Raw genomic sequence first — 12312 nt, forward strand, 5'->3', positions numbered from 1 at the left:
ACAGGAGACGACGCAGTGACCGAGCACAGCTATCCGAAACTGGGCAGCGGGGCACCCGATTTTCCGGCGTTGGAGCTCGAGGTCCTCGACTACTGGGCCCGCGACGACACTTTCCGCGCCAGCATCGCGCGCCGCGCCGACGCCCCCGAATACGTGTTCTACGACGGGCCGCCCTTCGCCAACGGCCTGCCGCATTACGGGCACCTGCTCACCGGCTACGTCAAGGACATCGTGCCGCGGTATCGCACCATGCGCGGCTACAAGGTGGAGCGCCGCTTCGGCTGGGACACCCACGGGCTGCCCGCCGAACTCGAGGTCGAACGCCAGCTCGGCATCACCGACAAGTCGCAGATCGACGCGATGGGCATCGCGGCGTTCAACGAAGCCTGCCGCGAATCGGTGTTGCGCTACACCGACGAATGGCAGGCCTATGTCACCCGCCAGGCCCGGTGGGTCGATTTCGACAACGACTACAAGACGCTCGATCTGCCCTACATGGAGTCGGTGATCTGGGCGTTCAAGCAGCTGTGGGACCAAGGTTTGGTCTACGAGGGCTACCGGGTGCTGCCGTATTGCTGGCGCGACGAAACCCCGTTGTCCAACCACGAACTGCGGATGGACGACGACGTCTACCAGAGTCGTCAGGACCCGGCGATCACGGTCGGATTCCGGCTTCCCGAAGGGGAATTGGCGGGTGCGTACCTGCTGGTGTGGACGACGACGCCGTGGACGCTGCCGTCCAACCAGGCGGTGGCCGTCAACCCCGACGTGACCTACGTGCAGGTTCGGGCGGGGGAGCGGCGCTATGTGCTGGCAGAAGCGCGGCTGGGCGCCTACGCGCGCGAGCTCGGCGACGAGCCGGAGGTGCTGGGCCGCTATAGCGGTGCGGATCTGCTGGGTATGCGGTATCTGCCGCCGTTTCCCTATTTCATGGACTCGCGCTGGAACGATTCGGCTAAAGCCTTTCACGTGCTGCCCGGACAGTTCGTGACGACCGAGGACGGCACCGGGATCGTTCACATGGCGCCGGCCTACGGCGAGGACGACAAGGAGGCGGGGGACAAGGCCGGCATCGTGCCGGCCACACCCGTTGACAGCAACGGCCGCTTCGATTCATCGGTTCCGGATTACCAGGGCCAGCACGTGTTCGACGCCAACCCACACATCATCCGGGATCTCAAAAACGGCACCGGCTCGGCCGCGGCTAACGGCGCGGTGCTGTTGCGGCACGAAACGTATGAGCACCCCTACCCGCACTGCTGGCGGTGCCGCAATCCGCTGATCTACCGGGCGGTGTCGTCGTGGTTTGTGAAAGTCACCGAATTCCGCGACCGCATGGTGCAACTCAACCAGCAGATCACCTGGCATCCCGAGCACGTCAAAGACGGTCAGTTCGGCAAGTGGCTGGAAAACGCACGCGACTGGTCGATTTCCCGAAACCGCTACTGGGGAACGCCGATTCCGGTGTGGGTCTCCGACGATCCCGGGTATCCGCGGATCGACGTCTACGGCAGCCTCGACGAGTTGCAACGCGACTTCGGTGTCCGGCCCGACAATCTGCACCGGCCCTACATCGACGAACTCGTCCGGCCCAACCCCGATGATCCCAGCGGGCGTTCGATGATGCGGCGAATCCCTGACGTCTTCGACGTGTGGTTCGACTCCGGGTCGATGCCCTACGCGCAGGTGCACTACCCCTTCGAGAACCGCGACTGGTTCGACAGCCATTACCCTGGCGACTTCATCGTCGAATACATCGGGCAGACCCGCGGCTGGTTCTACACCCTGCACGTGCTGGCCACCGCGCTGTTCGACCGACCTGCTTTCAAAACCTGTGTGGCGCACGGGATTGTGCTGGGTTCTGACGGGCAGAAGATGAGTAAGTCGCTGCGCAACTATCCCGATGTCAAGGAGGTGTTCGACCGCGACGGCTCGGATGCCATGCGGTGGTTTTTGATGGCCTCGCCGATCCTGCGGGGAGGCAACCTGATCGTTACCGAGCCGGGCATCCGCGAGGGTGTGCGTCAGGTGCTGCTGCCGTTCTGGAACGCCTACAGCTTCCTTGCCTTGTATGCGCCGAAGGTCGGCGATTGGCGCACTGATTCGCCGCACGTGCTGGACCGCTACATCCTTGCCAAGCTGGCCGCGTTGCGAGACGACCTCACCAATGCACTTGATGTCTGCGACATCTCCGCTGCATGCGAGCAGCTGCGCCAGTTCACTGAGGCGTTGACGAACTGGTATGTGCGACGCTCACGGCAACGGTTCTGGGACGAAGACGCCGACGCCATCGACACCCTGCACACCGCGCTGGAGGTCACCGCTCGCCTGGCCGCGCCGCTGCTGCCGCTGACTACCGAGGTGATCTGGCGCGGCATCACTAAAGAGCGATCGGTGCATCTGACCGACTGGCCGTCGGCGGACACGCTGCCGGCGGATACCGAGTTGGTTGCTGCCATGGACCAGGTCCGCCAGGTGTGCTCGGCGGCGTCGTCGCTGCGCAAGGCCAAGAAGCTGCGGGTTCGGCTGCCGCTACCGAAATTGACTGTCGCTGTTGATGAACCGCAGCGCCTGGAGCCGTTCATTGATCTGATCGCCGACGAGCTGAACGTCAAGAAGGTCGAACTGACTGACGACATCGGCCGTTACGGTCGTTTCGAGCTCACCGTGAACGCCCGGGTGGCCGGACCACGGCTGGGTAAGGATGTGCAGGGCGCGATCAAGGCGGTGAAGGCGGGCGAGGGGGTCGTCAACCCGGACGGCACACTGACCGCAGGACCGGCGCTGCTGCAGCCGGACGAGTTCAGCTCGCGCCTGGTGGCCGCCGACCCGGAGTTCACCGCCGCACTGCCCGACGGTGCCGGGCTGGTCGTGCTGGACGGCACGGTGACACCCGAACTGGAGGCCGAAGGCTGGGCCAAAGACCGCATCCGCGAGCTACAGGAGCTGCGCAAGTCGACCGGCCTCGACGTCTCCGACCGCATCAGCGTAGTGATCTCAGTGCCTGCCGAGCGCGCGGAATGGGCGCGGACGCATCGCGACCTCATCGCCCGCGAGATCCTCGCCACCAGTTTCGACTTCGGCGATCCGGGTCCGGAATCCGCGGAGATCGGTGATGGCGTCCGGGTGGCGATCGCTAAGGTTTAGCGGCGTCTTTGGGTGATCGCAATGCGCGACGCGCATACGGCCAGAACGGCATCCCGGCCAGCACGGTGCCGCTTGCGGCGATGAGACCGACCGCCACGTCGACGCTCTCGCGTCCCTCGGCCTTCCAGTAGACATCCTCAAGGTCGAGCAGCAAGGCCAACTCGTCGACGATCATCGCGTTGGCGGCGCCGAACGCGACCGCCGCCACAGGGTGGCGCCGTTGTTCGTCCGATCCGCGCAGGCCCACCGCGCCCACGATGGACAGCAACGCGATTCCGAGGTTGTAGTGGTGAAAGTGCCTATTGCCCAGTTTGATACCACCGCTTGACGGGCCGTGGCCGGCGTGGATCCAGTGGGTAAGCGCCCGGAGTCCGGTAAAGGTGAGGGTGAACGCCGCCCAAGCCAGCACGGCAGAGCGTTCGTCGGACTCGAGGCGTTGCAGCCATTCCTGACGCAGCCGCGACCATAGTGTCGAGTCTTGCTGGCCCATCTTCAGCCGCCCTTCACCGCACGCCAGCGCAGCCTGCCGCCGTTGGTGTCGACATCCACATCGTCAAAGCCTGCTTGCCGCAACCGGTCGGGAAATGTGGCCGGCGACACCGGGTTGCACATGTCGCGAAAATGCAAGATCCGGAACGGGATCGAGGCAGCGCTGTCGCTGCCCGCGAACACCCCGCCGGGCCGCAGCACGCGAAACGCTTCGGCTAACAGGCGATCCTGCAGTTGCGCGGTGGGGATGTGATGCAGCATCGTGAAACACACGACCGCGCTGAACTCTTCTGCTGGCAAACCGGTGTCGGTCCCGTCACCATGGATGATCTGTGCCCGGTCGCCATAGGCTGCACGCAACCGGTCAGCCATGTTCTGGTCGATCTCGACGGCGGTGTAGCGCGGGGTCTTATCGATCAGCACACGGATGTTGGCGCCGTAACCGGGGCCGATCTCGAGCACGTTGTCGCCGAGCTCCACGCCGCCCAGCACCCAGGGCAGCAGCTGGTTCTTCACGGTCGTGGCCCAGCGGTTGGAGCTGCAGAACATTCGGTGACACAGATTCATCGCCATGGACCCTGACGCTAGCGCAAAAGCATCTGCCGTTGTGGGTCATGTCCGAGCATTGGTCAGGGTCGAGAAATGGTCAAAGCCCGGCAAGGCCGATCACGAGGAACGCACAGCCGGCCGCGGCCACCAACATCGCGACGTCAACTCGGCGCCGCGACCGGATCCAGTTGTGCAGCCCCGTCATCGACCTGGCGGTTGTCTGGGGCGCCAGTAGATAGGCAATGAGCGGAATCTCTACGAGCGCGAAGGCCACGACATTGAAGGTCAACAGCACTGCGACTTGCGTTAGGGCCGCCGCCCGAGAGGCCAGTATGACGGCCAGCGCGGCCAGATAGTCGACCGATGGCAATGCGATGCCGAGACCGGCGATTCCCGCGACTGACAGCGAATCCCCCCGCAGCAATCGTTGGGCCGGCGTCGCCAATCGTGCTGGGCGCAAGGCCAACCGGTCGGGGAGGTTGAGGGCCACGATTACCGCGACCAACAAGGCCAGGAACCCAATCAGAACTTGGACTTTCGGCACAGTGAAGTAGCTGGATCCCAGCAGTGTGCGTCGAAACACAAACAGCACAACGAGACCCACGGTGATCCCCATCGTGAACCCGCCCGACAAAAACGCGAGCAGTTGCAGTGCCGGTCTGGGCCTGTTCAGCATGAGCACGGTCATACCGATTCGAAATGGTTCGACGCTGACGGCCAGCGCCATTATCAGGACAGTGAATAGCATCCGTAATTCACCCCTGCGCCCGGCTTAAGCGTCCAACCGGGCGAACTGGTCCTGGCGGTACTGCTCGACACAGGCGGCGCGCCGGATCTTGCCGCTCGTCGTGGTGGGAATCGACCCAGGCGGTACCAGGACGAGGTCCCCGACAGTCAACCCGTGCGCATTGGATACTGCGGAGATGACGTCGCTTTTGACGCGGGTCAGCCAGTGCATCGCCTCCTCGGTGGAATCGCCTCGCTTCTTGAGCTCGATGACGGTGACCAGCTGCTCGGTACTGTCAAGAGGGACCGATATCGCCGCGACCCGACCACGGGTGATTTCTTGGACCGTCGTCTCGATGTCCTCCGGATAGTGATTACGTCCACGGATGATCAGCAGATCCTTGATGCGGCCGACAATGAACAGGTCGTCGGAGAAGATGAAACCGAGGTCGCCCGTTCTTAGCCAGGGCCCGTCCGGCGTGCCCGGCGAAGGGTCGACGAGCGTTGCGCCGAAGCAGCGCTGCTCCTCCGGCGGTTTGTTCCAGTAGCCGTCGGCGACATTGTGGCCATGGACCCAGATCTCGCCGACCTGGCCCTGAGCGCACTCGCGGCATGTGTCGCCGTCGACGATCCGCAACATGGGTGATTGGGGCACTTTGTATTTGACCAGCGAACTGCCATCCCCGGCCGCGCATCGCTGAGCCCGGCCGGCCGACAGTTCAGCGGCATCGAAGTGAACGGCACCCGATGAATCGCTCCAGGCGCCTGTCGCCACGAAGACGGTGGCCTCCGCCAAGCCATATGAAGGACGCACCATGTGGTCCCGGAAATTGAAGTGCGCAAAGCGGTCAACGAAGCGTTGCAATGTGGCGGGCTCGACACGTTCTGCGCCGCTGATGATGCCCAGCACGTCCCCGAGGTCGAGCCCGGCAAGGTCACTGTCGGTTGTCTTGCGGGCGGCCAAGTCGAAGGCGAAGTTGGGCGCCGCTGACCACGCATGAGGACTTGCGGCCAAACATCGCATCCATCTGGCCGGCCTCTCCAAGAACGAAACCGGACTTGTCAGCTCGCCGCGCCAGCCGCCCAGAATTGGTGCGCAGACTCCCAGCACCAAGCCCATGTCATGGTAAAAGGGCAACCACGAAACAATCGTGATACCTTGCGGGGCTTTGATGTTGGAGTCGGTGAAGAAGCCGCGCATCAGCTGCTCGAAATTCGCCTGGAGGTTGCGGTGCGAGATCATGACCCCGGTCGGCAGCCGGGTCGAACCTGAGCTGTACTGCAAATAGGCTGTGCTGGAAACACCATCCGTCCGAGCGCTTGTTGCGTCATCGACATCCAAGTTCATCGAATCGATTTCGACGATCTTCGGAACAGCGTCCAGGCGTGCCTGATCAACGTATTCGGCGATATCTTCCGCAACCGCAGACGTTGTGAGAACAACTGCAGGTGACGTGTCGGCAAGGACCGCACTTACCCGCTCATGACTCGAACCGCGGTGTGGCAACGGGAGCGGGACTGCAACCAGCCCTGCCTGCATGGATCCCAGGAATGCCACAATGTACGCGAGACCCTGTGGGGCCAAGATCACTGCCCTGTCTCCAACCGACCCGTAGAGGCTGAGCTTTCGTGCCACATTCAGCGTTCGCCGGGATAACTGCAACCAGGTAAGACTTTCGGGAACTCCCGCCCAATCCTCGTCGTAGTCGGTGTAAGTGAACGCTATGTCATGAGGCCGCAGGCTGGCGCGCCCGTGCAGCATGGTGACAATAGACGGCGGGGACATGTGCGTCACGTTACTTCTCCACTACTAACTTCAGTTCTCCCAACAGATCTCGTGTCTGCGCACGCGTCGGCGTCAGTCACGTTCGCTTCTCGGGGCACTCGCACTGCGATCATGGCCGCCAGGCCTGCCGCCAAAACTAAGCACAACCCACCCATCCCGGCCCGGTCGGTGCTGAATAAGTCGGCGAACATGAAGAACATCCACGGTGCCAGAAACGATGCCGCACGACCGGTGGTGGTGTAGAGGCCGAAGGCCACTCCTTCCTTGCCCCGCTCGGACATCCGCAGCATCAGTGCCCGTGCGGAGGCGAGGGTTGGTCCGACGAATAGGCCCAACAGCAGCCCGCAGATCCAGAAGGCCGCCGCTCCGGAGAGAGTCAGCAGCACGAGTCCGACAGTGATCATGGCGGTGAGCGAGGCGGCGATGACGGGTTTTGGGCCCACTCGGTCGGCGAGCCGGCCGCCGACCAGGGCCCCGATCGCGGCGGCAATACTCGCGCATACGCCGAACACGAGCACATCGGCCTGCGATATCCCGTAGACGGTGACGCCGAGGACTGCGCCGAATGTGAAGACACCCGTTAGCCCGTCCCTGAAGACCGCGCTGGCCAAAAGGTAGTAGACGACATTGTGGTCGCGTCGCCACTCGGCCTTCAGGTCGTGCCACAGCGCGCGATAGGCGCTGCGGAACTCGACGACCGGGCGGCGGTCGATGACGGCCGGAGTGCGCAGGGCGACCAGCAGCGGGCAAGCGAACAGAACCAGCCACGCAGCTGCAAGCAGCATCGCCACTCGTACGTACTGGCCGCCGGTCACCGAGAGACCGAGCAGGCCGCGGGTGTCGCCATCTCCCTGGATGAACCCGACATAGAGCGTCAGCAGCAACAGCACGCTGCCGAAAAACCCTGCGGCCGAACCAAGCCCGGAGATGCGGCCCAGGTTCTGCGGCGTGGACAGTTGGCTCAACACGGCGTTGTAGGGCACTGTTGCGAGATCGCTGCAGGCTGCGGTGCAGGCCAGCAGAGCCAGGCCGGCCCACAGGTAGTGGTAGTCGGCTTGGATCAGGCTCATCGCCGACGTCATCGCGACTACCAATCCGGTGAGTGCCGCGATTGCCGTGCGGCGTCGGTCGGCAGCGTCGACCCAGACCCCGGTTGCCGGCGCCAGCACCGCGACCAGCAGCCCTGCCATCGCCAGCGCCCGACCCAACCAGCTTGCGGGTGTCGTGGGGCCGAGCAATCCCACGCCGACCTGACCGGTGAGGTAAACGGAGAAGACGAACGTCACCACGACGGCGTTCACCCCAGTGGCGCCGCAATCCCACAACGCCCAAGCGGCCACCCGGGACCGCGAAACACGAGAATCCACCGCGGCTAACCGATGCTCGCAGGCATGCCGTTGTCAGCCTTTGCCCGACGAGAACGCGGACATGGCGCCGTTGAGAATCTGCGAGAACGGGTCGGCATCGCCGCCGAAAGTCGCCTGTGTGGCGGGTGCGGTGACGGCCGCGGGGTCGAAGCCGTGCACCGGGTCTACTTGGATCGGAGCGGTCGCCGGATCGTCGTTTCGCGAATAGGCCGCATTCACCCGCGGCGTCAATATCGCGTCAAGCTTGTTCAGCGTGTCCTCAGGGATTCCGATGTAAGCCAACGGCATGACGAGCGGAAGGTGTTTTTCGGGGATCAGGTATGTCGTTGTGGTCGCACCCTTGGAGTTAACTGTGGACCTGATGTTCTGCGGCGGCACCATGCTCGGGTTGGTGAAGGCCACCGCGGTGTGACCCGTGGCGAGGCCCATCAGCGTGTTGGCGAGAGCAAACAGGTTGTCCGGCCGGTCGGGGAAGTCGGCGATGGAGTCGTATGCGGAGATGAAAACCTTGGTGTCGTACTGGCTCTCGGTCGGAGGTGGTACCCGGTAGTCGAGTGCTGGAACAACGCTGCCGACCGGGAACATGGCGGTCAGGAAACTTTGCCCGAAAGCGTGGCGCGCAACTGGGTCGCCAAATGTGGCGAAGGTCAGCTTGTCTGGCGGTGGCGCGGTTGGATCATCTGCGAGCCGAGCTTGCTCGGCGTCAACTACGAGCGAACCCTCGGATAGGCCGATCGCGGTGCCGCGACCACCGTTGCGGATCGCCGCGTCGAGGTTGCCCACTCCCTCGTCGACTGACTCGCCGACGCTGGGGCCGTCCAAGCCCAGGCCCGGAAAGAGTTCATCGAGTCGGCCTATTCCAGGGAAGAGTCGTTCCAGCACGTGGCCCTGAACCTGCCCCGCCGGGTAGCGAACGATCTGTCGCTTCAGTCCCGGGAACCATTCAGCACCTTCGCGGCGGATGTACTCGTCATAGGGAATACCCAGAACGTGAGCGCCTCCGAGCGCGTACGCTGTCCCGTCGGCGGACGTACCGGGTGCCGGCGTCCCGCCACCCGGCGTGTCGTCGGCCAAGGCGGTCCTGACGCCGAAACAGCCTGCTGTGCCGAGGGTTACCAGCGTCGTCACCCCTGCGAGTAGTTTCCTCATCGCTACTCCTGACCGCTCGGCTTCTCTAGTTTCACATACACCATGTGTGGGCTCTAACCGGGTTGTGGCGCGGCGCGTCCGACCGGTGACCGCCGCGCGCCCACTCGTGACGGCCACCAGTTCGCCCGCCCGGCCAACGCGGCGATGGCGGGAACCGTGATGGTGCGTACCACGAAGGTATCCAGCAAAATTCCCGCGCCGATCACGAAACCGCCTTGGACCACTGTGCCGATGCTGGAGAACAGCAGACCGCACATCGAGGCAGCGAAGATCAAGCCTGCCGCGGTGATCACACCGCCGGTCGAACTGAGGGTGCGAATGATGCCGTAACGCATGCTGCGCGGAGATTCGTCCCGCATTCGTGAGACAAGCAGCATGTTGTAGTCGGCTCCCACGGCGACCAACACCACGAACGCGAGCGGCGGCACGCTCCAATGTAGTTGTTGGCCGAGAAGGAATTGGAATACCAGGACGCCGATACCCACGGCTGACAAATACGAGATGACCACGGAAGCGACTAGGTATACCGGTGCGACAAGTGCACGCAGCAGCGCGATCAAGGTGAGTAGTACGACGAGGAGCGTTATCGCGATAATGAACCGGATGTCGTGTCCGTAGTAGTCGCGGGTGTCCTTCAGTCCAACGGTGTATCCGGCCATCGATACCTTGGCGTCGGCCAATGTGGTGTTCGGCTGGGCGCCCCGAGCGGTTGCAATGATCGCGTTGACCTGATCCATGGCTTCGGTGCTGAACGGATTGAGTTTGGTTTGAACCAAATACCGCGCCGAGTGGCCGTCCGGGGAGATGAATACCTTGGCGGCCTTCTGAAACTCCTTTAAATGCAGCAACTGGGCCGGGATATTGAACCCGGCCATTGCCGGTTGTGCGGCATCATGTTTCAGCGACAACAGGAACGCCGCCGACTCGCTGAGCCCCGCGCCGATCCGTTTGACCTGGCCGACGAGCTGAGCCACCGCGTCGGCCACTTGCCGGCTTCCGCCGGCGAACCGGTCCGCGCCATCTTGCAGGCTGTTCAGGTTCGCCTGCAGGCCACCGGGTTGGTCCATCCCCATGGAATGCATCACGTTGGTGAGCTTGGTTATTGCATTACGCAGGCGGTCGGTCGACGCTTTCAGGGCGCGTTTGTCCGGGTAGCCCTGCAGTTGGTGGGCCAGGTCATTGATCGCGTTGAGGTCTTCTTGGTCGCGTGCGCCGACCAGTTGCTCGAACGTTCCGCGGGTGGCGCTACACGACGGATCGGCATCGCAGACCGGGTTGCCCTGAAGCGCCGCCAGCACCGGGCCTATCCAGGCGAACATGTTCTTTGCGGCTGAGAAGTTCCAGCCCATGGTGTTGCTCAGCGAGTTGACGTGGTCGACAAGTTGGGCCGCAATATCGACCTCTTTGACCAGCGTATCGCCGCTGTACTGGTCCTTCGCTGATGAGAAGGCATTCTCGAGTTCCTCCACGCTGGCAGCGAGCAGGCTGATTTGGCCGCGTACCTCGCCGAGGTTGTCCGCTAGGGTGCCGGCCCCTTCGACCAGCCGGTTGAGGTCATTGGTGCGGTCGTTGATCATCGTGGACCCGCCGGCCAAAAGGGCGCCGACAGCACCTGCCTGATAGGTGGCTCTGAATTGTTCCGGCACATTTCCGGTGGGACGAGTGATACCGCTGACAGCAGCGATATTCGGCAGTTGGCTCACTCGCGCGGCCATCTGTTCCAGATCTGCAAGGGCCTGCGGCGTGCGAAGGTCACGCGGCGATTGGACGAGGATGTACTCGGGAATCGACTGGTTCACCGGGAAATGGCGATCCAGAGCGGCATACCCGATGGAGCTTGGAGCAGACGGCCGCAGGGCTTTGCGATCGTCGTAGTTGTAGCGCACTAAGCCGGCACAGCTGGCCAAGATCACCAACACCAGCACGCTGGCAACCAGATGGACCTTCGGCCGGCGCACAATGCGTATGCCGGAACGCCGCCAGAACCGAGCGGTCAGTTCGCGCCGTGGCTTGACCCAGCCACGCGGCCCGGCGAGCACCAAAATTGCCGGCAATAAAGTCATTGCGGCGAGATATGCCACGCCGATGCCGATCGCAGACGACACTCCGACCGTCTTGAACACTCCCATGCGGGAGAAGCTGATCAGCAGAAAAGTGATTCCCACAGTAGTGGCGGATGCGGTGATCACTTTGCCGATCGAGATCATCGCCCTTGTGATCGCCTGATCGAAATCCGCACCTGACCGCCGATAGTCGTGATAGCGGCTAATCAGAAAGACTGCGTAATCCGTTCCGGCGCCAGCCATTATCGCGCTCAGAAATACGATGGATTGGTTCGAGACCCCCGAGCCCGTCAGTTGTGAGTAGCCCGCCACCACCGCCTGTGCGATCACCAGAGACAACCCGATGGTTATCAACGGCAGCAGCATGGTGACCGGGCTGCGGTAAACCACCAACAGGATGATGAGCACCAGAACGGCGATCGCCAGTTCGATGGGAAGGCGGTCCCGATCGCCCGCGACCGTCAGGTCGGCGACGGTTGCTGCGGGGCCGGTGAGCCTTGCCGTCAGGGACGTTCCAGCTGGACTTTTTTCCAAGGTGTGTTTGACGATGTCGCCGACCTGGTTGAACGCGGCGTAGGACTGCGGGGTGCCCAACTCGCCGGCAAGACCGACCGGCAACACCCAAGCTTTGCGATCCGCGCTGGTCACGACTGAACGCAGGGCCGGCGTGCTGATGAAATCCTGTACCATCACCACGTTTCGCGTGTCCTGGCGCAGCGCGTCCACCAGTTTGCGGTAAGTGGTTTCGTCGGCGGGGTTGAGTCCGTGGTCGTCGGTCAGGACCACCAACAGGAGATCCTCCGAGCCGGATTCGTGAAACGCCTCGGTCATCTTTCGAGCGGTCACGCTCGAGGGCGCGTCGTTGGGCAAGATAGCGAGCGGGTGCTTCAGCGCCATTTCGCTCAGGGACGGGCATGTCAGTGGCAGCGCGACCGCAATCGCGACCCATAGCCCTATGACTATCCAGGGCCAGCGCACCACAAAGTCGGCTAGCCGTCGCATGTCGCCCTCACCCCCGGTCGGCGCAGTCCGAAGT

At 63.3% G+C, this 12312-nt stretch carries 8 protein-coding genes; 1 reads left to right on the plus strand and 7 read right to left on the minus strand.

From position 1 onward, the window contains the following. Positions 1-15: 15 nt before the first annotated feature. Positions 16-3147: an isoleucine--tRNA ligase gene (ileS, locus tag G6N15_RS18840; protein WP_083089001.1), complete on the plus strand. Its 3132-nt coding sequence runs from the start codon at positions 16-18 to the stop codon at positions 3145-3147. On the opposite strand, the gene G6N15_RS18845 is transcribed toward ileS, so the two are convergent. The 7 genes from G6N15_RS18845 to G6N15_RS18875 form a co-directional block, all read right to left on the minus strand. Further along, on the minus strand, positions 3137-3637 hold the full coding sequence (locus G6N15_RS18845; protein ID WP_083089002.1) for a hypothetical protein: 501 nt from the start codon (positions 3635-3637) through the stop codon (positions 3137-3139). The two genes, ileS and G6N15_RS18845, sit on opposite strands and share 11 nt — an antisense overlap. A gap of 2 nt (positions 3638-3639) precedes the next feature. Beyond that, positions 3640-4209, minus strand: a complete 570-nt coding sequence (locus G6N15_RS18850; RefSeq protein WP_083089003.1) for a class I SAM-dependent methyltransferase — start codon at positions 4207-4209, stop codon at positions 3640-3642. Between the two features lie 73 nt (positions 4210-4282). Beyond that, on the minus strand, positions 4283-4933 hold the full coding sequence (locus tag G6N15_RS18855; protein ID WP_083089004.1) for a GAP family protein: 651 nt from the start codon (positions 4931-4933) through the stop codon (positions 4283-4285). 24 nt (positions 4934-4957) lie between these two features. Next, positions 4958-6697 (minus strand): AMP-binding protein, encoded by a 1740-nt coding sequence (locus G6N15_RS18860; protein WP_083089005.1) that lies wholly within the window; start codon positions 6695-6697, stop codon positions 4958-4960. Positions 6698-6702: 5 nt separating this feature from the next. Further along, on the minus strand, positions 6703-8064 hold the full coding sequence (locus tag G6N15_RS18865; protein ID WP_083089006.1) for an MFS transporter: 1362 nt from the start codon (positions 8062-8064) through the stop codon (positions 6703-6705). 33 nt (positions 8065-8097) lie between these two features. Beyond that, entirely contained in the window at positions 8098-9213 is a 1116-nt protein-coding gene (gene pe / locus G6N15_RS18870) for an acyltransferase PE (RefSeq protein WP_083089007.1), read from the minus strand. 53 nt (positions 9214-9266) lie between these two features. Further along, on the minus strand, positions 9267-12278 hold the full coding sequence (locus tag G6N15_RS18875; RefSeq protein WP_083089008.1) for an MMPL/RND family transporter: 3012 nt from the start codon (positions 12276-12278) through the stop codon (positions 9267-9269). Positions 12279-12312: the final 34 nt, after the last annotated feature.

This window comes from Mycobacterium noviomagense (assembly GCF_010731635.1).
Lineage (GTDB): Bacteria > Actinomycetota > Actinomycetes > Mycobacteriales > Mycobacteriaceae > Mycobacterium > Mycobacterium noviomagense.

What these genes read in the sequence shown, in the direction of transcription:
- G6N15_RS18860 (WP_083089005.1), bottom strand. Translation starts at nt 6,697, where the DNA reads ATGTCCCCGCCGTCTATTGTCACCATGCTGCACGGGCGCGCCAGCCTG.
- pe (WP_083089007.1), bottom strand. Translation starts at nt 9,213, where the DNA reads ATGAGGAAACTACTCGCAGGGGTGACGACGCTGGTAACCCTCGGCACA.
- G6N15_RS18850 (WP_083089003.1), bottom strand. Translation starts at nt 4,209, where the DNA reads ATGGCGATGAATCTGTGTCACCGAATGTTCTGCAGCTCCAACCGCTGG.
- G6N15_RS18845 (WP_083089002.1), bottom strand. Translation starts at nt 3,637, where the DNA reads ATGGGCCAGCAAGACTCGACACTATGGTCGCGGCTGCGTCAGGAATGG.
- G6N15_RS18855 (WP_083089004.1), bottom strand. Translation starts at nt 4,933, where the DNA reads ATGCTATTCACTGTCCTGATAATGGCGCTGGCCGTCAGCGTCGAACCA.
- G6N15_RS18875 (WP_083089008.1), bottom strand. Translation starts at nt 12,278, where the DNA reads ATGCGACGGCTAGCCGACTTTGTGGTGCGCTGGCCCTGGATAGTCATA.